Consider the following 25,936-nt stretch of genomic DNA (forward strand, 5'->3'; position numbering starts at 1 on the left):
ACATTATTGTACTGAAAGTTTTTGCGCCTCATGTTGTTCGAGTTTGACGTTGGGGCTGTCCTCAGCCTGAATAATATCAATCGGAATAAAACGGACTTGGACGATACTGGGTTTATTGTTTGAGTCTGACGAAAGTTTCTGATTGAGTGCTGCAATTTGTGCAGGGCTAGGCGGGATATCGCCACGGATAGAGACACGGACTAAAGTGAAATCATCTCTTTTATCGAATTGGATGGTATCAATAATATTATTATCATGATTCAGCGCAGTACTGATGGTTGTTTCAGTACTGCTTTCATATAGTCGAGCATTGAGCAGAGTATAAAAATTAAAGGAGAGATAAATCCCTAAGAGCGCTAAGAACATTAAGCTAATAGCATTACGTTTGAGAAACTCTTTGACATTACTCTGCACTTCTTCGCTGGAACCACGTCTAAAGCCTGCAATCCAAAGGACTAAAGATGAGCTAATCTGAATGGCAAAGATATTGGTCACCGCCAGTAAAAAAGCATTGGCTGAATTTTTCCATTCCATATGTGCAAATAAAATCCCACTGGCCACCAAGGGCGGAACCAAAGCAGTGGCAACAGCGACACCGACGACTGCTACAGACAACCGAGGTGAAACCGAAGCAAAAGCTCCTGCTGCACCACCTGCTAAAGCAATCATCAAATCTAAAATGGTCGGTTGCGTGCGCGATAGAATCTCATTGGTCATAGGCAGGTCATAGTTTACTAAACCAATCACGATTCCAATGCTATAAATCATGGCAATGCCAAGGAGTAAAGTGGACAGCGCGGTTTTAAACAGTAAAAGGCGGTTGTCAATTAAAGCCAAGGCAATACCTGAAATAGGCCCTAACATCATCGCCACTAGCATCGCGCCAATCACTACCGCAGCCGAGTTTGAAAGCAGGCCATAACCTGCAATGACGGCCGCCAAGGCATTCATAATAAAAAAGGTTTTACTGGGAAGAGCATCCGCTTGAATATTCAGTCGAACTTTTTGATGGTCAATTTTTTTTGAATTTTCGCGTAAAGCTTGTTTATAACGAATCTTCTCTTTTAAGAATTCATACTTTTCTTGGTCAGGGGTGTCGTTGACCACAATAGTTGCATCTTTGTCTTTTTCTAATGGCATGATGATGCTCTTATTTTATATCGAGTTAAGTATTAATTTAGCGCTTTTAAAGAAGGAAACAAATATAAACAATAGTGAAAAATAAGATAAGTTGCGTATAAATTTTCAGCATTCGTAAATAGAACTTTTTCTCTTTATACGCGTAGTATGGCTTGGCTCATTTACCTTTAGGTTGGATTGGTCTTTTGTCGTTCAGCTCATCCATCGAACGAGGGTAAGTATTGCGTTGTATGACATTTCTCACTAAATGGTGGGGTGGATACCACTCTATAGTGTTCTTTTTAGAATAAAACACTCCGATTCGAAATAATATTTTTCATGACCATAGTGGAAATCAGGCGTTGCACATTGGGGAGTGCTGACAGTTGTTCATCATAGAGTTTTTGATAACTTTCCAAGTCATAGGTGACAACATGCAGTAAGTAGTCGGGGTCACCAAAAAGCCGTTGTGCTTTTACAATTTGAGGAATCTGCAAAATAGCCTCTTCAAGGCTGAGCACTGAATTTTTATCGCCATTTTTGAGTGTGACAAAAACAATGGTCGAAAAATTTAAACCCAACTGAGAAAAATCGAGCTGTGCACGATAGCCTTTGATAATACCCGCATCTTCTAAGGCTTTGACTCGTCGATGACAGGGTGAAAGACTCAATCCAACTTTATTTGCCAACTCGGTAACCGATAAACGTCCATCTGCTTGTAGTTCAGCAAGAATCTTCTTATCAATTTTGTCCATGTGGAAGAATCTCCCTTTTTTAGCCGTTATTGCACAAAGATTTGAAAGCACATTTTAGAGCCTAAAGGATATCCTTTCAAAATTATTTGAGGCTGTTTGAATGATCAACTCCCCAAATTTTAACAACGATAACCGATAAAAGGGGAAAGGGATGTCACTCAGCATTTTGATTGCGTTTTGGAGCGTTTCTATACTTTTCGTGATCACACCAGGTATAGATTGGGCTTATGTGATTTCTTCAGGAATCCAAGGTAAAAAAGTCTTACCTGCGGTGACGGGACTATTAACTGGACACTTGATGGCGGCTTTGACTGTTGCGGCTGGTGTTGGAACTTTGGTTGCGAGTCAGCCAATGTTACTTCAAGTGCTTACAGCTATTGGGGCACTGTATCTGCTTTGGATGGGTTTGAACTTGTCGATGCGTCCTGCAAGTATTAGTCGTGATCAGGTGGCATTGACTTCCTCTAAATCTTGGTACATTCGTGGGGTGTATTTGAGTGGTTTAAATCCGAAAGTCCTACTTTTATTTCTAGCGTTGTTGCCACCTTTTATTGATCCAAAATCTGCCGTATCGGCAACTTCTCAGATTATTTTATTGGCAGGAATCCATTTGGTTAGTTGTGCGGCGGTTTACTTTTTGGTCGGGTTTAGTGCGCAAAGAGTTTTAGCAACACGTCCTCATGCAGCTATGATCGTGAGTCGAGTCTCTGGTGCATTGATGATTTTGATTGCGATGATTTTATTGTTAGATCAATTTTATTTTTAAGTGTATGTTTCAGCAGATACAAGTTATGGCGCTTAAATAGTTGTATGAGCTATCTCTTTAAAAATAGGCTACGCTAAGAGACAGAAATGACATGAAAGTCGCTTGTAAAGTATACAAAAAAGCGTAAAATTCCAGCCATATCCTATGCGATATCATCCGTTCAGTTAGGTGGGAAAATGGCAAAGAAGAAAGCTGAGCCAAAAGTTGTGATTCACAACTTCGTGGCAAAACACATGCATGAAGTCAACCAAAGCCAAGTCTTTGTAGACCGAAAGAAAAATGCAAAACGAGGCTATGACAAGCACAAAAAAGGGAGATATTCAGATGATTATCTCCCTTTTTTAATGCCTCTTTTTTGTGTTTAAAGGCTTCTAAGCCGTCACAATACGTGTCGCTGATTTGACCATATCGCCTAAACCGTGTGTTTTAAAATAATATTCCATTTGGCTTTTTACAATGAGTGGATTACTCATTTTCAATGCGTGTTCTAAGAGTTCAATCGCGTCAGGCATCGGCACATGACAAATAGCTTTGCGTACACGCAGAATGTTACTTGAGCTCATCGACAGCGTATTAAAGCCCATTGCCATCAGTAAGATCGCAGATAAAGGGTCTCCTGCCATTTCTCCACAAATGCTGACTGGTTTGTTGTACTTATGACACTCTTTGACTAAGCGAGTCAGTGCACGCAAAATTGAAGGATGGAAATGTGAATAAACGTTAGCAACCCGTGGATTGTTTCGATCGACTGCCAGTAAATATTGGGTTAAATCGTTTGAGCCGACCGAGAAAAAGTCAACCAACTCGGCAAACTCATCTATTTGCAGCAGCACACTTGGAACTTCAACCATAATACCAATTTTCGGTTTGGTGATTTTTACTTGTTCCTCTTCTTGCACTGCGACCCAGTCACGCTCAAGAAGGTACAGCGCTTCTTCTACTTCACTGACACTGGTGACCATCGGCAGTAAAATATGCAGGTTATTTAAACCAATACTGGCTTTAAGCATGGCACGAATTTGTGAAGAGAAAATTTCAGGGTGGTCGAGCGTAAAGCGAATGCCGCGCCAGCCCAGTGCGGAGTTTTCTTCCTCAATGGAGAAATAAGGTAAGTCTTTATCGGCGCCAATATCGAGTGTACGCATCACCACGGGTTTGTTGGCGAAGTGGCTCAACTGCTGACGATAAATCGCACGTTGTTCTTCTTCGCCAGGGAAGCGGTCACGGAGCATAAATGGAATTTCGGAGCGATATAGACCAACACCTTTGGCTCCGCGTTGTACACCGCGCACCACATCAATCATTAGACCAGTATTGACAAACAGTTTGACTGCGACACCATCAGGGGTGATGGCATCTTTGGTTTCATACTGTTTTAAGTCTTTGGCAATTTGCTCTTCTTCTTTTTGAATCTCTTTATAACGGGTACGTAGACGACGAGGTGGATTAATAAAGACCCGACCTTGATGCGCATCGACAATCATTTCAACGTCATCAAGTGTATTAATCGGTAGTTCAGTCACCCCCACAACGGTTGGAATGCCGAGAGCACGTGCCACAATTACCATATGTGAGTTCATGGCACCTTCTGTGGTGACAATCGCAGCAATTTTATCGACAGGAAGTTCAACCAAAGCTGCGGTTGAAATTTCCTCTCCAATCAGAATACTTTCATCGGTAAGTTCACGGTGACTCGAATCCGCTTCTTGCAAATAGGCCAAAATACGTCGACCTAAATCTTTTAAATCTGCCGCACGTTCACGTAAGTAGTCATCTTCCATTTGTTCAAACAGATCAATATGGTTATCAATGACGATACGTACTGCACCTTGTGCCCAGTTACCTTCGCGAATTTGCTCTTTAATTTCAGCAGGTAGCGCATTTTCATCCAACATGCGTAAGAACACGCTAAACAGGGCACGTTCTTCAGCCATAAGGGCGTCTTGCATCTTGTCATCAAGCGATTTGATTTCATCACGCACTGAGGTTAGGGCACGATCCAGTAGGGCTAATTCTTCACTGATATCATCGGCTTCACGGTCAGGAACAGCCGCCAAATCTGCAGGTGGGTAGAGAATGACAGCACGGCCTAAGGCAATTCCACCTGAACCAGGGACGCCTTGGAAAGTTTTGTAAGCGGGTAAATTGCTGGGCTTACGAAAAACGTCGATATTGCCCACGGCATGTGCGTGCGCAATGACCCCTGAAAGTTGTGCACAGAGGGTGACAAGGAAGGATTCAGCCGCTTCACTAAAGTCTTGAGGCTCTTTATTTTGCACCACAAGCACGCCCATGACTTTACGGCGGTACATGACGGGTACGCCAAGGAACGAGTTATAAATTTCCTCACCTGTTTCAGGTAAGTACATAAAACGTTCATGTTTCGGGGCATTGTCAAGGTTGACGATTTCTTCGCGTTGTCCGACTAGGCCGACTAAGCCTTCACTGGTATGTAGTGAAACATGGCCGACTGAATCGGGGTTCAAACCTTTCGATGCCATCAACAAATAACGTTGATTACGCTCGTCCAATAAATAAATGGAGCAAACGTCAACGTGCATGGCTTCTGCCACATGGTTGACCATAATGTCGAGTGATTCATGCAAACTGGTGGACGCATTGATTTCTTGCACAATACGTCTAAGGGTATCCAGTTGCATATTCGACATCGCATCTACTCCAAAAAAAGTGCGTCCAACTTATTTATAACAAGAGAACCTTAAAAAATCTGTAGGACGTCTAGATTTTTTAAGGCTTTTTTTGAGGGAGCTGATTGCACAACTCCACCATCGCTTTGCGGTATACATCGCGTTTAAAATTCACCACTTGCCCCAGTGGGTACCAATAGCTGACCCACTGCCATTGGTCAAACTCGGGCGGATCAGACAAATTCAAACGAATATTCTGAGCGGGGGCAGTGAGTTTGAGTAAAAACCACTTTTGTTTTTGTCCAATACATACGGGATCGGAATCTGTACGAATGTATCGGTGCGGCAAACGATAACGCAGCCAACCTTTAGTTTGCGCTACTATTTGGACGTGTTCGGGCAGTAAGCCAACTTCTTCTCTCAGCTCACGATAAAGTGCCTGTTCAGGGGTTTCTCCATATTGGATACCTCCTTGTGGAAATTGCCAAGCATTGTGTCCAATGCGTTTTGCCCATAAAACTTGTCCAAACTCGTTTGCCAAAATGATCCCGACATTGGGTCGGAAACCTTCCGAATCGATCATTTGGCTACCTAAATATTGTGTAATTTATGACTTTGCGATCGGGGATTTTTATTTCTGTATCCAACTCGAAAAAAGCAAAGTTTAAAAATGTTAAAATTGCTATGATCTTAACGAATTTCTATCGACTAGCGGAGATAGATTTACAAATTTTTTCTTAAATTTCAGTTTTTACGAGTATTTTCATGAAATTGGCACTATTTGATCTCGATCACACCTTGTTAAACACCGATTCGGATCATTCTTGGGGAGAGTTTTTGGTGAATGAGGGCTTGGTTGATCCAGTTCGCCATCGTGCCATAAACGATAAATTTTATGAAGATTACAAAGCAGGGCAACTCGACCCGATTGCTTATAATGAATTTGTGTTTGAATTTTTAACTCAACATGACAATACCTACCTCACTGAACTGCATGAGTTATTCATGCAAAAAGTGATTCGCCCGCAAATGCGTCCTGATGGTTTTCAAGCCATTCAACGTCACAAAGAGGCAGGGCATGCTTTGGTTGGGATCACGGCCACTTCAGACTTTATTACCGCCCCAATTTTTCGCGAGTTTGGGATTAGCGAAATCATTGCAACCAATGCTGAAGTGGTTGATGGCAAATACACGGGCAAAGTGATCAATACGCCGTGCTACCAAAAAGGTAAATTGACGCGTTTAGATCAGTGGCTGGCAGGGCGTGATGTCAGCGAGTCTTGGGCGTATTCGGACTCTATTAATGATCGTTTTTTACTGGAATACGCCGACCATGCGATAGCTGTTAATCCTGATGATCGTTTGGAAGCATTGGCTAAAGATCAGGCATGGGAAATCCAAGACTGGTCCATTTAATTATTTATCTTTCGATATTGAAAAGGCTACTTTCGGGTCGTCTTTTTTATTGCAAAGACATTGAGTCAGTCAATTTCATTGAAAGCAAATCTATTGATAAAATATTGCGGTGATGGGACGACAAATCTTGGAAAACTAACTAAATATGCTATGTTAAAACTTGGCTAAAGCTATTTTGACTATGTAAAAATTAGAACAGTATCGTGGAGAATAACATGAGTGTACGACCAAGAATGACCCATCTGTTTGAGCAACTCGGTTTAGATGCAAATGAAGATGCGATTGCCTTATTTATTGTAACGCATCAGCTTAATGCGCAAACCATGATTGTTGATGCGGAATATTGGACTGAAGCGCAACGTCAGTTTTTGGCAGAAAAAATTAAATCGGATGGTGAGTGGGCAATTATTGTGGATCAACTCAATGAATCTTTACATGAAGATTCATTGATTAAAAAATAAGTGATATTTTTGGGGCGATGCTGAAAAGCTTTGCCCTCATTTCTTCAATAAAATAAAAAATAAGAAGCAATTTATGTCTTTAGATCAACAATCTTTTCCGTCGCCTCGTGTTTTAGAGAGACGGGCTTCAGTCGATCAGCTCGAACTAGATCGTGCTGTATTTATCGGGGAGAAATATGCGTCGTACTATCAGGCTCAATTTGAAAAAATCACACCCAAGAAACAATATGCAGGATTTAATGTTGCGGCTTTTTTCTTGGCGTAATTTGGTTGTTTTATCGGAAAATGTACAGTTATGGCTTTATGTCCATAGCTCTGATTGTGTTCATCGGGATTGTTGAAGCACTTTTGGGGATTGACAGTTCGGGGGCAAATATCGGCTTGGCTATTGCATTTGGCATGCAGGGTAACACTTTGTATAAGCATCACGTCGATAAGCAGATTACTAAAATCCGCCAGTTCGGAAATGGCAATGTCGCAACAGAATTAGAAAATCGTGGTGGTACAAATCTCTTAGCCGGTGCGATTTTGTTAGCGATTTGGCTTGGACTGATTGCATTGGCTATAGGCGGTTCTTAAGTCACTCCTCGCACCAAATAAAAAAACCATCCTACAGGATGGTTTTTTATTTGGTGCAGCGCTTATTTCATCATCGTAATCAGTTCTTGCACTGCACGCGACTGCGTTCGCCCAGGATGCCAAACCATACCCAATTGGCGGTTCATTTCAAATTTAATATTTAACTGTTGTAGGTCTTGATTGATCAAAGTCTTGGGAAGCACTGACCAGCCCAATCCAATAGATGCCAACATGCGAATTGATTCGAGTGGATTATTACTCATGCTAATTTTAGGTTTTAGCCCTTGTTTCTCAAATTCTGCCAGTGTGATTTGGCTGGTATAGGTTTGAGACGCAGGCAATAAGCTTGGGTACTGAATCAGATCTTCGAGTTTTAAGTTTTGCATTTGTGCCAGCGGATGAAAGGGCGCTGCTACAAAAACTAAGGGGTCTTCCCAAATGGTGACATATTGCAAACGCTCATCTAACTTCGGTGGAAGCGTCAAAAAAGCCAATTCTAAGTCACCAGCCAGTACTTTTTCATGCGCTTGCTCTGAGTCGACAAAGTGTACATCTAAAGTGACATTGGGAAAGGTTTGTACATATTCACGTAAATGATTGGGTAGGTGATGTAAACCAATATGGTGACTGGTGCCAATTTTAAGTTTGCCTTGAACCATGCCTTGTTCATGACTCAAGGTATGGTGAATGTCACCCAGTTCATTGAGCCAATTTTTGACTTTAGGCAGCAGTGAATGTGCGGCATGCGTGGCTTGTACACCACGACCTGCCGACTCAAACAGTTTCACACCAAAATATTCTTCTAAACTATGAATACGTTTGGTCACAGCAGGTTGCGTAATGAAGAGTTGATCTGCGGCTAAAGAAATAGAGCCGGTTTCCATGACTTTTACAAAAGCTTCGAAGGCTGCAAGATTCATAAGGATAATCTGGTTATGAAAGTATAATTGAATTATAAAATCATTTTATATGAATTGCGATCTTTAAAATAAATCGGGTGTTATTTCATCTGCATTGAGATAAAAAAAGATCACTAAAAGTGATCTTTTTAAGTTAATGAGAGGAGATGGGGCTTAGGCCGGAATATTTTCTTCTGGGCTACGGCTTTTTCTTTCCCAAATTCGCTCATGGAAGAAGAAGGCAAAAGCTTGAACAGTCGGTTCTAACAAACTTAAGGTAACCGCCATCCATAAGTTACCTGTGACCATATACGCAACTAACATAGCGACCGTAATATGCATGATGTAGTAGCTTAAAGTTTTTTTGAAGATGCGTTGATTTTTTGCTACAAATTTTTGAATGTTTGACATGATAAAAGGCCTCTCAATAACACTTTACATTTGTAAATAATAATTATTATCATTAGTAAAGTCAAAATGAAATTTTGATTGGTCTCGATTGAATTTTTGAATCAAGTGAAATAATGTGCTTCGTTTTATGTTTAACATAATAAAAACAGAGATTAAGGCTTTTGCTTGAACCATTAATCCTTTTGTAAAAATACAAGTAACTTCAAGTTATGCCAAGAATTAAGAGCGTTCATTCCGCATAAAATTGAATGTTACTAGTGAATTTATGTCGGCAATGTTGAGCTGAGTTTGTTTTGTTGTTTGACTCTATTGGATTCTCAGCGCTACTTTTATGTCTAATGCAAGCATAGATAATTTCAAGCGTTAATTGAGAGAAAATAAACGTTGGTTTGGGATGGTTCAGTTTAGAAAAAGCACGGTATACAATGTGTTATGAGCTTAGGTAAAATCTGCTGAAAGCGTCTAAACTCGGTAGCAGAGCATGAACTTGAGTGATTTAAAAATAATTCCAAAAAGTTTTTAAATTAATAAAAATGATAAATTAGATTTATGTGAAATCACCGTTATAATCGTTTTTAATGAAAGAATTACCCAGTCCAGTGGAGTCAATCGACATGGCAGGCGAAAACCAACAAGCAAAACCCCAAATTCCAAAAACATTGTATGACAAATTGTGGGATGACCACTTAGTAAAACAGCGTGATGATGGCTCAGCTTTACTCTATATCGACCGTCATTTATTACATGAAGTGACGTCGCCACAAGCTTTTGAAGGTTTGCAACTTGCAGGGCGTAAGCCATGGCGTTTAAGTGCGAACGTGGCAACACCTGACCATAATGTTCCAACCTCAAGCAAAGAGCGATCAGAAGGTATTGCAGGCATTGAAGATGATACTTCACGCATTCAAGTCCAAACCTTAGACGACAACTGCAAAACTTTTAATGTAGTGCAGTTTGACATTAATGATGTGCGTCAAGGTATTGCACACGTGGTGGGACCTGAGCAAGGATTAACCTTACCAGGCATGACGGTGGTGTGTGGCGACTCTCATACAGCAACGCATGGCGCTTTTGGTTGCTTGGCACACGGGATTGGGACATCTGAAGTAGAGCATGTATTGGCAACCCAGTGCTTGGTTCAAAAGAAGATGAAAAACATGTTGGTGCGTGTTGATGGACAATTGGGTCAGGGTGTGACACCGAAAGATGTGGTTTTAGCCATCATCGGTAAAATTGGTACGGCAGGCGGGACAGGTCACGCGATCGAGTTCGGTGGTCAAGTCTTCCGCGATATGTCGATTGAAGGTCGTATGACGGTTTGTAATATGGCGATTGAAGGTGGCGCGCGTGTCGGTATGGTGGCTGTCGATGATAAAACCATTGACTATGTGAAAGGTCGTCCCTACGCACCACAAGGTGAACAGTGGGATGCAGCAGTGGCTTACTGGAATACTTTACATTCGGATGCAGACGCACATTTTGATACTGTGGTGGTATTACAAGGTGAAGAGATTGAACCACAAGTGTCTTGGGGGACCTCGCCTGAAATGGTGATTCCAGTTTCTCAAGCGGTGCCGACTTTGGAACAAGCCAAAGATGATGTACAGCGTAATGACTGGACGCGTGCTTATCAGTACATGGGTTTAACCGCAGGTCAGGCATTGGCAGACATTCAGTTAGACCGTGTTTTTATTGGTTCATGTACCAACTCGCGTATCGAAGACATTCGTGCAGCGGCGGAAGTTGCCAAAGGCAAAAAAGTGGCAAGTACCATTAAACAGGCAATGGTGGTCCCGGGTTCTGGTTTAGTGAAAGCTCAAGCTGAAGCGGAAGGCTTAGATAAAGTTTTGATTGAAGCTGGTTTTGAATGGCGTGAGCCAGGTTGTTCAATGTGCTTAGCCATGAATGCAGACAAATTACAACCTGGTGAGCACTGCGCATCGACCTCCAACCGTAACTTCGAAGGTCGTCAGGGCAATGGTGGTCGTACGCATTTGGTGAGTCCAGCAATGGCAGCTGCAGCAGCGATTGCAGGTCACTTTGTCGATGTGCGTTCATTTTAATTCGGGCTTGGGAGCATAGACATGAAAAAATATACCGTTGAACAGGGTATCGTTGCACCTTTAGACCGTGCCAATATTGATACAGACTTGATCATTCCAAAACAGTTTTTGAAATCCATTAAGCGCACGGGTTTTGGTGAAAACTTATTTGATGAATTGCGTTATTTAGATGAAGGTTTTTTAGGACAAGATAATTCAAAACGTCCTAAAAACCCCGATTTTGCATTGAATCAGCCACGTTACCAAGGTGCTTCGATTTTGATTTCTCGCGCGAACTTTGGTTGCGGTTCTAGCCGTGAACATGCGCCGTGGGCACTGGAAGAATATGGTTTCCGTACCGTGATTGCACCGAGTTATGCAGACATTTTCTTTAACAACAGCTTCAAAAATGGCATGTTGCCTGTGATTTTGTCTGAAGAGATTGTTGACCAACTCTTCAAAGAATGTGCAGCAAATGAAGGCTATCAACTGACGATTGATTTGGATGCGCAAGAAGTGCGTACACCATCGGGTGAAGCTTTCAAGTTTGAAGTGGATCCTTTCCGTAAGCATTGTTTGTTAAATGGCTTGGATGATATTGGTTTGACCTTACAAGCAGCAGATGAGATTCGTGCTTATGAAGAAAAGACCAAAGCTGCGCGTCCATGGGTGTTTGCTGAAATTCATGCTTAATTGAAGAAACGATATAACTAGTGCTGCGGTTTATCTCTTGTTAATATCAGAGCAAAAGAATTTTAATCGTTTTGCTACTGGTAAAGGTTGGACTTGAACAATGGTGACGAGTTATGGTCGTATCACTCTACTTGCTTTGATAGGCACATTAACTGCCTGTCAAAGTATGAATACGGCAAGTATAAAGCGTATTCATGAAACCCCAGCAAGTAAAAACAATGCACAAATTTATTGTACAGGTACAGTGAACTGTGAGTTTGAGCGATTGAATAAAATCAAAATCGTCAATGCAGACAATCATCGTGTGAGCCGTGATGCAATTCGAGAACAAATTGTTCGTTTGAAGCGAGATGATTTGAATGATGCAAATTCACTGTTTTTGTCGGTGCCTGCTGGGCAGCATGAACTGGTCATTCGCTTCTATCCGGTCTCAGCAGACCGAGCAGAAACCTTACATGTGATTCATCGCTTTAAGCCTGCTGAACGTTATACTTTTAGAATGTTTCGTGCGCGCAGTCGACATCAGGGAAGTTTGTTGAATATGTCTGCACCTGACCCTTTATGTGTCGATTTAAAGCAAAACCAAAGAACAATTCGTCGTTTTTGCAAACCGTACAATGTCCTAAATGGCTTGGGTGAGTTTGTAGAACAAAAACTTTAATCGTGTGAGTTAAAACTCACTAACAATGGAATTTTTCATGTCTAAACATATTTTGATTTTGGCGGGTGATGGCATTGGTCCTGAAATTGTAAAAGCCGCAGAACAAGTGCTTACACGAGTAAACGATCAATTCAATTTAGGTTTAACGTGGGAACAAGGTTTACTGGGTGGCGCTGCGATTGACGCACATGGTTCACCTTATCCAGAGGTAACTGCAGCACAAGCCAAAAATGCAGATGCGATTTTACTTGGTGCAGTTGGCGGACCAAAATGGGACAACATTGAACGCTCAATTCGTCCAGAACGTGGTTTATTAAAAATTCGTAGTGAGCTCAATTTATTCGCAAACTTGCGCCCAGCGATTTTGTATCCGCAATTGGCAGATGCATCAAGTTTAAAGCCTGAAATTGTTGCAGGCTTGGACATTTTAATCGTTCGTGAATTGACTGGTGGCATCTACTTTGGTCAACCACGTGGTATTCGTGAACTGGAAAATGGCGAAAAACAAGGTTTTAACACCGACGTATATGCAGAGTCTGAAATCAAGCGTATTGCCAAAGTCGCATTTGAACTTGCAGGCTTACGTGGCGGTAAAGTGTGCTCTGTAGACAAAGCCAATGTACTTGAAGTGACAGAGCTTTGGAAGCAAACCGTAACGGCGATGAAAGAAGCTGACTATCCAAACATTAACTTGTCGCATATGTATGTCGATAATGCTGCAATGCAATTGGTACGTGCGCCTAAACAGTTTGACGTGATTGTGACAGGTAATTTATTTGGTGACATTTTGTCTGACGAAGCAGCAATGTTAACGGGTTCGATTGGCATGCTTCCGTCGGCATCTTTGGATGAAAGTGGCAAAGGTATGTATGAACCATGTCATGGTTCTGCACCAGATATTGCAGGTCAAAACGTTGCTAACCCATTGGCGACCATTCTGTCTGTTGCAATGATGCTACGCTATACTTTCCGTGAAGAAGCTGCTGCAAAAGCGATTGAGGATGCGGTAGGAAGTGTGTTGGATCAAGGTTTACGTACTGCTGACATTATGTCTGAAGGCATGAGCAAAGTGGGTACTGCGGAAATGGGGCAGGCGGTTGTGGCTGCACTGAACTAAGTTAGATACACTGGAAAACGCAGCCATTCGCTGCGTTTTTTTTCCCAAGATTTAATAACCTTTACAGGCTTTGCCTTGGTATTGAACAGATTGGGCAATATTGTCTTTTAATAAGAAATGAACTTGGCATTCTAACTGTACATCATAATATGGGGTTGCTGTTGGAATAGGAATCGCGCCGACACTGCTGTCGCTTCGCATAGTGGGCATAGGGGTTGGAATTTGAATCCGTCTGACGATGGTGTAACTCAGTTGGTTTGATGTTTGAATTGGTGACCCTAAGGTTTCATAACCGAGTTTGTGTAAGTTGAGCTGACGCCGTATGCTCGATACATCTTGGCCGATATATTGTTCTAAATAGTCGGGGAGCGCAATTTTAGTGGATGAAATGACGGTGTGATTTTGCGCTGGAGCGTTGCTACAAGCTTGAAGTAGTAGAAAGCAAATGGAACTCAAGGAACTGACAATAAAGGGCTTCATGATTATCCCCTAAGCAGAGAGACACCCTTTTAGTATTCTATATCTGGATATTCGTTTGAGTATGGTTCGAGTAATTTGAGATAAACGGTATGTAGGTGGCTCAACATAACACAGCCGTTAACACGCTTTACCGATGTAGTGAATAGATTCCACAAGATCATCATGCAGTCTGAACTCAATTTTACATTTCATTTCAATATTCAGGCTACCGCTAGAAGGTGTTGGAATGGGCGCACCCATAGTGACACTGGTTCCAAGGTTGGGTGTTCCCATCGGAATAGGCATATTGCGTAATAGGGTGTAGGTCAGTTTCTCGGGTGTATGTACAGGAGCACCGAGAACTTTATAACCCATGCTATTGAGGTTGAGTTGGTTTTGAACTTGATCTGAAGATTGTCCGATATAGTGTTGTAAGGTTTGGTTGAGCTGAGTTTGGTTGGTTGTGGCACAGGCAACACATAGCATGGGGAACAGTAAAATTGCGAGCTTCATTAAAGTCGTCTTCATTATTGTTTTGGTGTATTTAGTTGTTATCGCATTTAATTATAGTTTGATTATTGGTTTAAATATAGTCGATGTATAACGTTTAGTCTAAGCGCAGACATTAAAAAAGCCACTTGAAAAGTGGCTTTTTTGCTTCGCTAAAACTTAGCGCGCACGATAAGTGATACGACCCTTAGACAAATCATAAGGTGTCATTTCTACTTTAACACTGTCGCCAGTCAAAATACGAATATAGTGTTTACGCATTTTACCAGAGATGTGAGCAATCACTTCATGACCGTTTTCTAAACGTACACGAAACATAGTATTAGGAAGCGTCTCGGTGACAACGCCTTCGAACTCGATGAGTTCCTCTTTATTGGCCATAGCCTACCTGAATGAATAAATTGGAAAGGCGCAAATTATAGTCAATTTTTTTGCATAAAACAAGGCGGAATGGGCGGTTGCATGATCATCTGTCAGTAAAATAAGCGAACAAGAGTAATAAAGATTTTCAACAAAAAAACTGCATAAGTTGTTGTCAGTTTGGTCAATCGAAGTTAATCTAATTTTAATGTTTTATGTATAAATGAAGAACATACAAGGAAGGTTCTAGCGTGGGTCAGCTAACGGATGCATCGGTTGTATTGCGATTAGGCTACCAAGCGATTCGTCGTTCAGGGTTGCCAACAGAAGAAATTTTAACAAAGGCGGGTGTGGCTTTAAACCAAGTTGAAACCAATGACCGTACGCCTTTGAACGCTCAATATGCTTTTTGGGTGGCGGCTGAAGAGGTGAGCCGCGATCCTGATATCGGTCTACATTTGGGAGAAAATCTACCTTTATACCGTGGTCAAGTAATTGAACATTTATTTATTTCATCTGAAAATTTTGGTGAAGGTTTAAAGCGTGCATTGGCTTATCAACGTCTGATTAGTGATGCGTTTCATGCCAAATTGGTGATTGAGGATGACCGGTGTTATTTGACTAACGGTGAACAGCCTTGGGCTGAAAATTTAGTCAATCGACATTTTTCTGAATGTGCAATGTCAGGTATCTTGCGTTTCTTTAAATTCATTACGGAAGGGCGTTTTGAGCCGATCTATATTGATTTTAATTTCACGAAAGGCGCATCCGATGATGAGTATTTTCGGGTGTATGAATGCCCAGTAAGTTTGGGGCAAAAAGAAACGCGTTTATATTTTGATCCAAGTATTTTGGCTTATCCCTTGTGGCAGGCAGAGCCCGAACTGTTGCAACTGCATGAGCAGTTAGCGATTGAAAAACTTCAAGAATTAGCACGTTATGACTTGGTTGGTGAAGTGCGTCGAGCCATTGGTTCAACTCTTGAGAGCGGGGAGACCACATTGGAAACGGTGGCTTCTCAGCTCAGTATTACCCCAAGGCGTTTACGGACTCAGCTTTCTGAAGCCAATACTAGCTTTCAACAGATTTTGTCCGATTACCGTTGTCGTTTGGCGAAAAAGCTCTTGGCCAATACGGCTGAAAGTGTAGAACGTATTGTATATTTGACTGGTTTTTCAGAGCCAAGTACTTTTTATCGTGCGTTTAAACGCTGGACCAATGAAACCCCAGTGGAATATCGCAAGCGGAAGCAGCGTTAAACAATTCTTCCTAAGCTCCCTTTTATCAAGGGAGGAGTCTCATGTCCTTTGAAAAAGGAGCGACTAGGGAGAGATTGAAAAATAAATTATTCTGGCATATTCAGCCAATGCGGTCCAAGGGGCTGTTTAGGTAATTCAAACTGTGCTGGATAGTCGGCATGAATAAAATATAGTCCATCAGGAGGCGCAGTAATGCCAGCAGCTTTACGGTCTTCTGCTGCGAAAATAGCCTCAATATGTTCGACTTCATACATACCTTGCCCGATTTCTAATAAGCAGCCCATGATATTGCGGACCATATGGTGTAAGAAGCCATCAGCCTGAATGTCGAGCACCAGATATGGGCCATGTTGAATTAAGCGACAATGGCTCACATGGCGTACAGGTTGATTAGACTGGCATGCTGCAGCACGAAAGCTTTCAAAGTTATGCGTGCCTTCAAACTTTTGCGCAGCTTGCATCATCTTCGCCACATCTAGTGCATAATAAGCATGCGTGACTTGTTTATGCATCAGGGCAGGTCGCTGCGGATGGTTATAGACCACATAACGATAACGACGTGCTTGTGCTTTAAAGCGCGCATGAAAGTCTTGATCCATCGCTTTGATCCATTGGATCGAGATATCTTTGGGTAGTTGGCTATTGCTACCCATTAGCCAGCCACGTTCGGAGCGAAGCGCGGAGCTATCAAAATGCGCCACCATATTGGTTGCATGAACGCCAGCATCGGTACGGCCTGCACCATGTAGGCTAATTGGTTCATTGGCAATTTTCGAAAGCACCTTTTCAATCGTCTCTTGTACGCTGGTCACGCCAGTTTGCTGAGTTTGCCAGCCACGATAATGTGTCCCACAAAATTCAATGCCGATCGCAAAACGTTGCATATGTACCTCAAATTAACCCAAATCATGCCAATGGCTGAAGCGTTCTTCAGCGGTGGCGTATTGTAAATATATTTTGAGGGCTTTGGCATACAGATCTGCATGCCCGAGGCAATCACTGACAATTATTTTGGCTTGGGTTGTCCACGCGGCAACGGCATAGCGCTGATCAGTGCGGCCGAAAGGAACTTGGGTGCTTAAGATAACAACACAGCCTTGTGCGTAAAGGTCATCGAAAAGCGCAGTCAACTCAGCATTCACGGCTAAATTACCCGTCCCAAAACCTTGTAGAATGAGAAAGTGGGGTGGGGCCGCTAAGAGGTTTCTTAAGTTCTGCATTTGCTGTTCTAAGCCAACAGGTTGCATCATTAGATTAAGACAGTTGAACTGTTGTGATTGTTCTACATCACGTGTTTGTACAATATGTGCTTTTAAATTGTGCGAAATAGATTGTTCAGCAGGCAGGCCACTAAAGGCATCTAGTTCAGTGGTATGTCGTTTTATAGCGGTTTGGGCATGAAACAAATGTTGATGGAATGCTAAATAAACACCGATAGGGTATTTCACTACAGCATCTAAGGCAAAATTCAAATTGTTGATGGCATCACTAAATTCACGGGTGTCAGTTCCTTGTACATTGAGTAATGGGTACTGACTACCTGTGAAAATCACACGAGCTGAGTCAGCGATAAAGTGTGCTGCCACGGCACTGGCATAGCTCAAGGTGTCTGTGCCGTGAATCACGACAAAATGTTGGAACTGCTGCAACTGTAAGTGCTGGACCTGTTGAATCAACAATAACCAATCAGCGGCTGTGCATGCACTACTGTCCTTAATGACAGGTGCAACAAAACATTCTATGTCGAGATGAATCGGCAAGACATGGCTAAGTTTGGGAATAAAGTCTTCGGCAGGCATGGGTTGTAAAGGTTCACCAATACAGCCAAAGGTTCCACCCATATAAATAAGCGCAATTTTTTTCATTATAAAAAAAGCAGTCTGTGATGACTGCTTTAGTTTAAAACGAAATGACTTAGGATGCTATGCGACCTAGCAATTGTTCAGCTTGATCTCGTTGTTCAACGCTGTAGTTTGCTTCTTGTTCAGCCAGAATTTCACGTGCAGCTTCAAAAGCACCCAATTGAATATATTGCTCAGCTAACTCAAAGTTTAAGAGGATTTCGTTAACTTCGCTTAGTTGAGGGAAAGATTGTACTAGAGGATCACTTTCAGTCTTATGGCTAGGTATCGTAGACTCAAGACTAAAACTGAGGCTTGGCGTAATAACTGCAGGTGTTTCGTCTACTATTGCTGCATTTGGGCTAACAGTGTCGAAAGAAACAGGAGGAATATCTGTTGTCGCTTCAGTTGTGGGTTGGTTTGAAAAATCAAATGTAAATTCAGGACGCTCATCTGGTGTTGCAATCAACGAGGTTTCAGCTTCAGTTGTTGTAGAAGGCGCATCGAGATTGAACGAAAAATCTAAAGGTTTGATATCTTCTGTCGGAAGCTCTGTTTGAGCAGGGGTGGGGTCCAATGACAACGAATCAAAATCAAGGGGCTTAATTTCCCCAATTGGTTGAGATGGTTCAGTTGCTATGGTGTTTAGGCTGGAAGTATCAAATTCTAAAGTAGGTACTTCAATACGTGTTTCTGGTTCGGGTTGAGTTGTTGTGGTTATGAATGCTGAGGTATCAAAATCTAGTGGTTTAATGTCTTGAACTGGTTCAACAGTAATACTTTGTGCAGGAGGCACTGTTGTGCTGTCTGATGACATTAGCGCATCGAAATCAGCAGTATTTGGTGCTTCAACAACAGGTCTTTGGGATGCAGGTGCTACGATATCAACTGATTTAAACTGAATTGTGTCAGGAGTATTTGTTTGATTTAACTGCTCATAATCTGATTTTTTGGCTTCTGCTTGCGTCAAAATATCATATAGTTTCAGAGAGCGTAAATGATTCAGCAATTGGCTAATTGCAAATTCATCTTTTTGTAGTAAGTGAATATCCAATAGCAGTAAATATAATTCATGTTGTGAATTGTCTTTATTTAATGCTTGGTTAATCTGCGCTTCAGCTGAAAAGAAATTGCGATCACGAATTTGCCCTTCAATTTTATTGCGGAGATCGGTTGCAAGAGGTGTTGTGGCTTTTTTAGTGACCACATCTTCAACGACTTGAGTTTGTTGAGGTGTTTTTTTAGACGGGCTAGTTTTTTTGGCTTTATTTTTTGCAGCCACTGCTTTTTGAGTTTTTGGCTCTGCTTCTTTACTCGCCTCACGCTTTTTTAAGACTATTGCAACAACCAATAGTAAGATAAATGGAATCACATAAATCAGCATGTTTTACCCCTTTCGAACTTGTCGTTGTGCAAGTTCATCCAAAATCAAATAATCAAAATAACACTTTAGTGTGTTGGCTTTTTATCAGTTTGTTGTGCTTTCAATTGTTGTTGCAATTGTGCAAGACGAGCGTTTAGTAATTGAATTCTCTGATCTTTCTGATTAAGTGCCAGTTCTAATTGCGTTACGTTTCTCTGTAATTTAACGGTTTTTTCACGGGATGTCATAACTTTTAATGACAACTCGTTCGATGTTTGATTTTTTTCTGTCGACTTCTTGGCAGAACCATTGTTTGAATCTTGCTCTTTCTCTGCAACCAAACTCATTTCCGCTTGATTGAGGCGATACTTGGCTTTGCCTGATTGCTGTGAGCTATGTTTTGGCAGTGAAGAAACGGAGACTTTTTGCTCTGTTTTTGCTGTTTGTAGACCCGTTAAATTAAGATTTGCACCACGACGTAAACGGTTTACATCCCCCTGAATAAATGCATGTTCATTCTTGGATTTAATTTGTTGCATGACTTCACCAACAGGACGGTTTTGTTCTGTGGCAATACGCGATGCAATTCCCCATAAGGATTCATTAGATTGAACAATGTGGGCAGGCGTGCTTGATGTCACAGCCGCTTTGGGTGTGACCGTTTTCGATGTTTGAGTTGTAGAGGGTACAGATCTTGATGCCTGAGTTGAATTGGGTACAGGTTGAGGGCTAGCTTGTGTTGCTATCGGTGCTTCCGCTTTTTTAAGGGAGTTGGCATACTTTTGCACCAAAGGATCTGACGATTTCTTGTTTTGTGTGGTGGTTTCAATGTGTTGGGTTGGCGCTTGTGCAATTGTCGCGATTTGTGTCGTAGCTGTTGAGATGACCTGTGTTGGTGTTGTAGTGGTCGTGGTACTCATGCTCGGTGGTGTATGACCATTGAGCTTCAACGGTGTATTGCTTGTCGTTGCTGCTGTTGCTGTTTTTAAATTATTAAACTGTGTGCTAACTGGCAAGTTCAACGCAATATCTTTTTCATTGACGATCACCATAGGTTTTAACGCTTTTTCATTATTATTTGCGCGTGCTTGAAGTGATGCCGAGCGTTTATTGGCTGTTTTAATATGTTGCAGTCGTGCCGCATTACCTTCTTTGATTTTGACCACAATGTTGAGTTCTGCATCAGTCAATGGGCGAGATGAGGTAATTGTAATCACACCTGTACTGGCACTGGTACGACGGGTAAAAAAGTTCAGATTACTGGGCGGCTGATGCATGACACCCAGAGACATTAAATCTTCTGCGCTGGCTAGACTGGCTTGAATGGGAGTATTTGGATCGGCATCGTGAAAGTTCAATTCTGCATATAACAGTTCACCAGGTGCAGACTGAATTTGAATAGGATCGACAGTGATCGCATTCACATTTTGCGAAGCAATAATGGCTAAAATGGCTATCTTTAATTTGTTATTTACGGTCATCTTAATCTTTAGCTCGGTCACAGATCGCAAAGCGAAAATTATAGATTAGCGAGTTGTGTGTTATTTGTAAAACGTTAACATCGGGGTTACAAAAAAAAGCCGATCAAGTGTGATCGGCTTAATACTTTAGCGGTAAATGCTTAAGTATTTTTGTAGTCAATCAGGATGCGGAGCATACGACGTAAGGGCTCTGCAGCTCCCCAAAGCAATTGATCGCCGACAGTGAAAGCACCTAAGTACTCTTTGCCCATATTCAATTTACGTAGACGACCAACAGGAACTGTTAATGTGCCTGTTACCGCTACAGGTGTTAAGTCAGTCATAGATGCTTCACGGGTATTTGGAACCACTTTTGCCCATTGGTTCGCGCGACGTAACATATCTTCGATTTCATCGAGTGGCACGTCTTTCTTCAGCTTTAAGGTTAAAGCTTGAGAGTGACAACGCATTGCGCCAATACGTACACAATGACCGTCAATCGGAACGATTTGCTGGTTGCCCAAGATCTTGTTGGTTTCAACTTGACCTTTCCATTCTTCTTTCGACTGACCGCTGTCTAATTGTTTGTCGATATAAGGAATGAGTGAGCCTGCTAATGGCACGCCAAAGTTAGCAGAAGGGAAACCTTCGCCACGTTGTAATTCCGCAATTTTAGAGTCGATGTCTAGAATTGGAGAGCGTGGGTCATCTAACAAATCTTTGGTGTTGTTGTACAAATAGCCCATACCAGAGATCAGTTCACGCATGTTTTGCGCACCAGCACCTGACGCTGCTTGATAAGTCATCGAGGTTGCCCATTCCACTAAATTGTTTTGGAATAAACCACCTAAGCCCATCAACATCAGTGAAACAGTACAGTTACCGCCCACGAATGTTTTGGTGCCGTTCACTAAACCATCTTTAATGACGTTCATGTTGACAGGGTCAAGTACGATAATGGCTTCATCTTCCATACGCAGAGTAGATGCCGCATCAATCCAATAGCCTGTCCAGTTTTCCGCTTTAAGCTTCGGGAAAACTTCTGAGGTATAGTCGCCACCTTGGCAGGTAATAATGACATCCATTTGCTTCAGACTGTTAATGTCTGATGCATCCATAAGTACTGGGGCAGTTTTACCGCCAAACGCAGGCGCTTCACCGCCAGCATTACTGGTAGAGAAGTAAAATGGCTCAAAATGAGCAAAATCATTCTCTTCAACCATACGTTGCATAAGGACGGAACCAACCATCCCGCGCCAACCGACCAGACCTACTTTCATGTCACTTTGCCTCGGTGCGTTAAAAATTAAAAGGGGATTCGAGTGTATCAAAAGAGCGCTTAACTGCAAGCACTACACAATGAAAACAGCAATTATATTGTGCAATATATCTTGTTTATGTTACATGCAAAATTGATATTAATTTATGAATCTACAAAAAATTAAGAATATAAGAGTTGTTGCTTATGATCTGGGTTGAGTTGCTGGCATGTATTGTGATTTGGTTAAGCTTCTGGTCACTGATTCCACGTGATGAATGGTGGTTTCGTGGTGCAGATTTTCCACGGCTCCAGATTTTGGCATTGGGACTGATTGCATTTATTTTGATGTTGCTTTGGGATGCACCTTGGAATTGGGTACGTGAAGTCATTTTGCTGGGATTAATTGCAGCAGTGGCGTACCAACTCAAAATGGTGTTGCCTTATACCTTTGTATGGAAAAAGCAGGTTAAAACGGTTGCCAAAACAGAGTTACAGCCAGAACGCCAGATTTCTTTAATCGTATCGAATGTACTGACGCCCAATACCCAATACCATTTATTACTGCAACAGATTCATCAGCATCAACCTGACTTGATTTTGACTTTAGAGTCAGATGGACATTGGGAACAAGCTTTGAGTGTACTAGAAGATGACTATCCCTATCGGGTTGCAGTACCTTTAGATAACTTGTATGGCATGCACTTATATAGTCATTTAGTGCTTGAAAATATTGATGTTAAGTTTATTTTGAGCGATGAAATTCCTTCAATTCATGCCACAGCCATTCTAAGGTCAGGTCAGCCAGTACAGCTATATTGCTTACATCCGAAACCACCGAGTCCGACCGAAGCCAAAGACTCCACTTTACGTGATGCTGAATTGTTGATTGTTGGTGATCAGATTAAAGATTTGGATGAGAGTTGCATTGTAATGGGGGATTTGAATGACGTGGCATGGTCTCGTACCACACGCCTTTTTCAACGGATTAGTGGGCTGCTAGACCCCCGAGTTGGACGTCATTTTGTCAATACGTTTCATGCTGACTATCCCTTACTGCGCTGGTCACTGGATCATGTTTTTCACAGTACGGATTTTGCCTTAGTGCAGATGCAGCGTTTACCCCATATTGGTTCAGATCATTTTCCCGTATATGTAGTGTTGCAAACAGGTCGAGTGTTTGAGCAAGTACAAGAAGAGCTGGAACAGACCGAAGCCGATGAGCAAGAGGCGCAGGAGGCGATCGAAGAGGGAATTGAGAAAGCAGAACGAGAAGGTAAGCAGGTTACAGATGAAATTGTCAAAGATTACCAATAAACACATCAGGTGCTTGGATTTCATCAGTGTAAGATATGGCTTACAGGGATTTGGGAACCTGACGAATGGTGAGTCACTCGGTATGGCTTTATTCTAAGCTCATCAGCACATGGAGCGGGAATGGATCATCCCAGTATGGAAGTTGACGCTGATGGAAATCATCATGGATATGATGTAGGTATGGAACGCCATCGAATAAAACAAGAATAACATTGAAAGCACAACCTCATGTACCCGAGTTTTGCAGGACGCAGAACTCGGGTGATGACTTTTTATATTTAGCGTTTCTTAGAATAAATCTTCTCATAACCTTTTGGACGCGTTTTAAAGCGGCGGTGAAACCACATATATTGAGTCGGAGCAATGCGGAGTTGATTTTCAATAATTTGATTCACTCGCGTTGCGTCATCCAGCTCGTCTTCACTGGGTAGGTTTTCGACCGCAGGTTCAATCAGCACTTTGTAGTGTGGGTTTCGAATGTCCCCATCACGATAAAAATACAATGGAATAGCCGCAGCCTTGGTCATTTTCAATAAGCGACGATGTGCCGTAACCGTTGCTGCAGGAACACCAAAGAAGGGTGCCATCACGCCTTGTTTTAAACCAAAGTCTTGGTCTGGACTGTACCAAATGGCATGGCCATTTTTTAAGTTGCGAACCAAACCGCGCATGTCATCATGGTCGATTTGGTTTGCGTAAATGGTGGAACGGCAGCGGTAAATCAGCATATCCAACAGTGGATTATTTTGTGGGCGATAGACCACATCTGGCTCAAAATACTGTGCACAAAGGTAACCGCCTGCATCAAGCAAAGTCGAATGGGTCCCTAAAAGCAGTGCACCTTTACCTTCTGCTTGTGCTTTTTCAATGTGCTCTAAACCTTCAATACTGACACGACCAGTAAACCATTTTGGGCTATACCATGCATTCAACGTTTCAAATACGCCCAGCATTTGGTCGACAAAAACTAAACGTGCATTTTCACGCACTTCTTTGGTAGACCATTCAGGAAAGCAGACTTCGAGATTACGAATGGTGGTGTCTTGGCGCGATTTGAGAAACTTAAAACTGAGGTTGCCTAAGAGGGTGGCCAGTCGGTGTTGAATTGCCCAAGGCAGAATTGCCAGTATCATAAGGAATACAATACCAATCCATATACCCCAATATTTAGGTTGCAGGAAAGACCATTGAAATTCACCGGGTTGATAGTCTGGCTGAGAACTCATAAATTGCGATAAGTGCTGAAAAAGAATGTTCTGAGTTTAGCATGAAGCATGTATGAAGGGACAAGCTGTGCTCGATGCCACCGCCATTCAAAATTGCGGATAATCATTGTTTAGAGACTTTGATAGGTGGGTTTTGAAAAGACAGGTGTACTGATGGAATTTATTTTTATTAACTAAAATTATGATTATAAAAGAAATTTATAAGATTTCAAAATAGCAATCAAAACAACGAAGAAATGGGTCGGGAAAGGAATCAATATTAAAGGCTACATCGTGAGTAGCCTTTAATGACTAATGAGGGAATAAAGAATTCATGAAGATTATGATTTAGCAGCGGAAGTTTGGCCCTCTACTTTTTTGGTTGTCGTTTTAGCCACGTGCTGTTTTTTTGCATGATCTGTTTGCTGTTTCTTGTGGATTTGATGGGTGGCTACTTTTTGTTCTGTGGCTTTGTGAGTTTCATTTGGTGCAGAAGTTGCGGCCATTGCAGAACCTGCAAAAATTGCGGTAGTAAATGCTGCTAATACAATTGATGCTACTTTTTTCATGATCATTCTCTCTTTGAGTGTTTCGATATCTGATTAGATTCGATAGGTATATATTCAATGATTTGTATGGAAAGATCATGGAGCCAATGTAGAGAAAAATAGTGCGATTGAAATGAATAATTGTAAGCTTTCAGTATTATGGTAAGTATCTCGTTTTTTTAAGAAATCATTAATTTTAATGTTGTTTGGGTGTTTTGGACATTCAGCTTTATTTGTAGCTGGTTTTAAATAGAAAAACAGAAAATTTCTCAATTAGATATGCAATGCTACAACCAATGAAACAATAAACAATCCGGAGTAGCGCACCGTCTATGGTGCGATGCCCGACATCATAAATCGTCACAATTAAGAAACTCGATAATGCAATGCCTGTATAGGCTCCTTCTCTAAAGAGGACGCAAACTAAACTGGTCATAAAAATGCCTGTAATTAAAAAAAGATATTCTAAATTAATACTAAAATTATGAATAAATGCAGAGTGATCCATGGCGAGCCAGATCAGGATGCCGACAGCAGAGCCAATAAAATTTCCTATCAACTGGTTAAAATTAATCTTTTTACCTGAGTCCATTTGAATGGTTAAAAAGGCTGTCAATGATGCCCATAGAAAGAAATTGGTATCTTTATTACTATCAAAACAGAGCGCTAAAATGACAATGACGACTGCACATGCAAGTATTTTAAAAAGATAGAGTGCATTGCTCAGGTGGTTTCGGTTCATTATCATGCAAAAACCAGATAGATAAATAAAGTTGAAGAACTGTGCTG

29 protein-coding genes are annotated in these 25,936 nt (G+C 41.7%); 12 read left to right on the forward strand and 17 right to left on the reverse strand.

What is annotated here, in order from left to right:
- Positions 1 to 3 precede the first annotated feature (3 nt).
- Both ACE01U_RS06870 and ACE01U_RS06875 read right to left on the reverse strand, forming a co-directional pair.
- On the reverse strand, positions 4 to 1,140 hold the full coding sequence (locus ACE01U_RS06870) for a DUF389 domain-containing protein (RefSeq protein WP_395579027.1): 1,137 nt from the start codon (positions 1,138 to 1,140) through the stop codon (positions 4 to 6).
- Positions 1,141 to 1,421: 281 nt separating this feature from the next.
- On the reverse strand, positions 1,422 to 1,874 hold the full coding sequence (locus ACE01U_RS06875; protein WP_086210007.1) for an Lrp/AsnC family transcriptional regulator: 453 nt from the start codon (positions 1,872 to 1,874) through the stop codon (positions 1,422 to 1,424).
- Between the two features lie 151 nt (positions 1,875 to 2,025).
- On the opposite strand from ACE01U_RS06875, the gene ACE01U_RS06880 reads away from it, so the two are divergent.
- Together ACE01U_RS06880 and ACE01U_RS06885 are read left to right on the forward strand one after the other, a co-directional pair.
- Positions 2,026 to 2,640, forward strand: coding sequence for a LysE family translocator (locus ACE01U_RS06880; RefSeq protein ID WP_151707196.1), 615 nt, complete (start codon positions 2,026 to 2,028; stop codon positions 2,638 to 2,640).
- Positions 2,641 to 2,816: 176 nt separating this feature from the next.
- The gene (locus ACE01U_RS06885; RefSeq protein WP_086210005.1) at positions 2,817 to 3,005 is read left to right on the forward strand and encodes a DUF7230 family protein; all 189 of its coding nucleotides are present in this window, start codon (positions 2,817 to 2,819) and stop codon (positions 3,003 to 3,005) included.
- Positions 3,006 to 3,011: 6 nt separating this feature from the next.
- Here the strand turns inward: ACE01U_RS06885 and ptsP are convergent, their stop codons facing one another.
- Both ptsP and ACE01U_RS06895 read right to left on the reverse strand, forming a co-directional pair.
- On the reverse strand, positions 3,012 to 5,309 hold the full coding sequence (gene ptsP, locus ACE01U_RS06890; protein ID WP_086210004.1) for a phosphoenolpyruvate--protein phosphotransferase: 2,298 nt from the start codon (positions 5,307 to 5,309) through the stop codon (positions 3,012 to 3,014).
- A 79-nt stretch (positions 5,310 to 5,388) separates the two neighbouring features.
- Positions 5,389 to 5,871 carry an RNA pyrophosphohydrolase gene (locus tag ACE01U_RS06895; RefSeq protein WP_004692547.1) on the reverse strand — a complete coding sequence of 161 codons (483 nt, stop codon included), beginning with the start codon at positions 5,869 to 5,871 and terminating at the stop codon, positions 5,389 to 5,391.
- Between the two features lie 182 nt (positions 5,872 to 6,053).
- On the opposite strand from ACE01U_RS06895, the gene ACE01U_RS06900 reads away from it, so the two are divergent.
- The 4 genes from ACE01U_RS06900 (at position 6,054) to ACE01U_RS06915 (ending at position 7,744) form a co-directional block, all read left to right on the forward strand.
- Entirely contained in the window at positions 6,054 to 6,704 is a 651-nt protein-coding gene (locus tag ACE01U_RS06900; protein WP_395579028.1) for an HAD family hydrolase, read from the forward strand.
- Between the two features lie 215 nt (positions 6,705 to 6,919).
- Positions 6,920 to 7,165 (forward strand): DUF2789 family protein, encoded by a 246-nt coding sequence (locus tag ACE01U_RS06905; RefSeq protein ID WP_086210002.1) that lies wholly within the window; start codon positions 6,920 to 6,922, stop codon positions 7,163 to 7,165.
- Between the two features lie 73 nt (positions 7,166 to 7,238).
- Complete coding sequence (locus ACE01U_RS06910) at positions 7,239 to 7,430, forward strand: hypothetical protein (RefSeq protein ID WP_395579029.1); 192 nt, start codon at positions 7,239 to 7,241, stop codon at positions 7,428 to 7,430.
- Positions 7,431 to 7,468: 38 nt separating this feature from the next.
- Entirely contained in the window at positions 7,469 to 7,744 is a 276-nt protein-coding gene (locus ACE01U_RS06915) for a hypothetical protein (RefSeq protein WP_395579030.1), read from the forward strand.
- A 62-nt stretch (positions 7,745 to 7,806) separates the two neighbouring features.
- On the opposite strand, the gene ACE01U_RS06920 is transcribed toward ACE01U_RS06915, so the two are convergent.
- Positions 7,807 to 8,664, reverse strand: a complete 858-nt coding sequence (locus ACE01U_RS06920) for a LysR family transcriptional regulator (protein ID WP_086210000.1) — start codon at positions 8,662 to 8,664, stop codon at positions 7,807 to 7,809.
- 153 nt (positions 8,665 to 8,817) lie between these two features.
- Positions 8,818 to 9,054 carry a DUF2061 domain-containing protein gene (locus ACE01U_RS06925; protein ID WP_086209999.1) on the reverse strand — a complete coding sequence of 79 codons (237 nt, stop codon included), beginning with the start codon at positions 9,052 to 9,054 and terminating at the stop codon, positions 8,818 to 8,820.
- Between the two features lie 614 nt (positions 9,055 to 9,668).
- Between ACE01U_RS06925 and leuC the strand changes: the two genes are divergently transcribed.
- The 4 genes from leuC to leuB all read left to right on the forward strand — a co-directional run bounded on the left by leuC (position 9,669) and on the right by leuB (position 13,567).
- The gene (gene leuC / locus ACE01U_RS06930; RefSeq protein WP_291373370.1) at positions 9,669 to 11,117 is read left to right on the forward strand and encodes a 3-isopropylmalate dehydratase large subunit; all 1,449 of its coding nucleotides are present in this window, start codon (positions 9,669 to 9,671) and stop codon (positions 11,115 to 11,117) included.
- Between the two features lie 21 nt (positions 11,118 to 11,138).
- Positions 11,139 to 11,789 (forward strand): 3-isopropylmalate dehydratase small subunit, encoded by a 651-nt coding sequence (leuD, locus tag ACE01U_RS06935; RefSeq protein WP_395579031.1) that lies wholly within the window; start codon positions 11,139 to 11,141, stop codon positions 11,787 to 11,789.
- Between the two features lie 100 nt (positions 11,790 to 11,889).
- The gene (locus ACE01U_RS06940; protein WP_395579032.1) at positions 11,890 to 12,450 is read left to right on the forward strand and encodes a hypothetical protein; all 561 of its coding nucleotides are present in this window, start codon (positions 11,890 to 11,892) and stop codon (positions 12,448 to 12,450) included.
- Between the two features lie 37 nt (positions 12,451 to 12,487).
- Positions 12,488 to 13,567, forward strand: coding sequence for a 3-isopropylmalate dehydrogenase (gene leuB, locus ACE01U_RS06945; protein WP_119064624.1), 1,080 nt, complete (start codon positions 12,488 to 12,490; stop codon positions 13,565 to 13,567).
- A gap of 51 nt (positions 13,568 to 13,618) precedes the next feature.
- Here leuB and ACE01U_RS06950 read toward each other — a convergent pair whose 3' ends face one another.
- From ACE01U_RS06950 to infA, 3 genes are all read right to left on the reverse strand, one after another.
- A complete protein-coding gene (locus ACE01U_RS06950; RefSeq protein ID WP_395579033.1) occupies positions 13,619 to 14,047 on the reverse strand; it encodes a hypothetical protein in 429 nt (142 codons plus the stop codon).
- Positions 14,048 to 14,164: 117 nt separating this feature from the next.
- Positions 14,165 to 14,539: a hypothetical protein gene (locus ACE01U_RS06955; RefSeq protein WP_228147005.1), complete on the reverse strand. Its 375-nt coding sequence runs from the start codon at positions 14,537 to 14,539 to the stop codon at positions 14,165 to 14,167.
- 156 nt (positions 14,540 to 14,695) lie between these two features.
- Positions 14,696 to 14,917, reverse strand: a complete 222-nt coding sequence (gene infA / locus ACE01U_RS06960; RefSeq protein WP_004692529.1) for a translation initiation factor IF-1 — start codon at positions 14,915 to 14,917, stop codon at positions 14,696 to 14,698.
- A gap of 230 nt (positions 14,918 to 15,147) precedes the next feature.
- On the opposite strand from infA, the gene ACE01U_RS06965 reads away from it, so the two are divergent.
- Positions 15,148 to 16,155 carry an AraC family transcriptional regulator gene (locus ACE01U_RS06965; protein WP_086209992.1) on the forward strand — a complete coding sequence of 336 codons (1,008 nt, stop codon included), beginning with the start codon at positions 15,148 to 15,150 and terminating at the stop codon, positions 16,153 to 16,155.
- A gap of 86 nt (positions 16,156 to 16,241) precedes the next feature.
- On the opposite strand, the gene truA is transcribed toward ACE01U_RS06965, so the two are convergent.
- The 5 genes from truA to asd all read right to left on the reverse strand — a co-directional run bounded on the left by truA (position 16,242) and on the right by asd (position 22,099).
- A complete protein-coding gene (gene truA / locus ACE01U_RS06970) occupies positions 16,242 to 17,039 on the reverse strand; it encodes a tRNA pseudouridine(38-40) synthase TruA (RefSeq protein WP_395579034.1) in 798 nt (265 codons plus the stop codon).
- A gap of 12 nt (positions 17,040 to 17,051) precedes the next feature.
- Positions 17,052 to 18,020, reverse strand: a complete 969-nt coding sequence (locus tag ACE01U_RS06975; protein WP_395579035.1) for an asparaginase domain-containing protein — start codon at positions 18,018 to 18,020, stop codon at positions 17,052 to 17,054.
- 49 nt (positions 18,021 to 18,069) lie between these two features.
- A complete protein-coding gene (locus ACE01U_RS06980; RefSeq protein ID WP_395579036.1) occupies positions 18,070 to 19,380 on the reverse strand; it encodes a hypothetical protein in 1,311 nt (436 codons plus the stop codon).
- Between the two features lie 65 nt (positions 19,381 to 19,445).
- Positions 19,446 to 20,840 carry a type IV pilus assembly protein FimV gene (locus ACE01U_RS06985; RefSeq protein WP_395579037.1) on the reverse strand — a complete coding sequence of 465 codons (1,395 nt, stop codon included), beginning with the start codon at positions 20,838 to 20,840 and terminating at the stop codon, positions 19,446 to 19,448.
- 140 nt (positions 20,841 to 20,980) lie between these two features.
- Positions 20,981 to 22,099 carry an aspartate-semialdehyde dehydrogenase gene (asd, locus tag ACE01U_RS06990; protein ID WP_395579038.1) on the reverse strand — a complete coding sequence of 373 codons (1,119 nt, stop codon included), beginning with the start codon at positions 22,097 to 22,099 and terminating at the stop codon, positions 20,981 to 20,983.
- A gap of 185 nt (positions 22,100 to 22,284) precedes the next feature.
- Between asd and ACE01U_RS06995 the strand changes: the two genes are divergently transcribed.
- Positions 22,285 to 23,394 (forward strand): endonuclease/exonuclease/phosphatase family protein, encoded by a 1,110-nt coding sequence (locus ACE01U_RS06995; protein WP_395579039.1) that lies wholly within the window; start codon positions 22,285 to 22,287, stop codon positions 23,392 to 23,394.
- 278 nt (positions 23,395 to 23,672) lie between these two features.
- Here ACE01U_RS06995 and ACE01U_RS07000 read toward each other — a convergent pair whose 3' ends face one another.
- The 3 genes from ACE01U_RS07000 to ACE01U_RS07010 all read right to left on the reverse strand — a co-directional run bounded on the left by ACE01U_RS07000 (position 23,673) and on the right by ACE01U_RS07010 (position 25,889).
- The gene (locus ACE01U_RS07000; protein ID WP_395579040.1) at positions 23,673 to 24,620 is read right to left on the reverse strand and encodes an LpxL/LpxP family acyltransferase; all 948 of its coding nucleotides are present in this window, start codon (positions 24,618 to 24,620) and stop codon (positions 23,673 to 23,675) included.
- Positions 24,621 to 24,940: 320 nt separating this feature from the next.
- Complete coding sequence (locus tag ACE01U_RS07005) at positions 24,941 to 25,168, reverse strand: hypothetical protein (protein ID WP_228147004.1); 228 nt, start codon at positions 25,166 to 25,168, stop codon at positions 24,941 to 24,943.
- A 208-nt stretch (positions 25,169 to 25,376) separates the two neighbouring features.
- On the reverse strand, positions 25,377 to 25,889 hold the full coding sequence (locus ACE01U_RS07010) for an aromatic acid exporter family protein (protein WP_291374295.1): 513 nt from the start codon (positions 25,887 to 25,889) through the stop codon (positions 25,377 to 25,379).
- Positions 25,890 to 25,936: the final 47 nt, after the last annotated feature.

Origin of the sequence: Acinetobacter halobius, assembly GCF_044130335.1 — a bacterium.
Lineage (GTDB): Bacteria > Pseudomonadota > Gammaproteobacteria > Pseudomonadales > Moraxellaceae > Acinetobacter.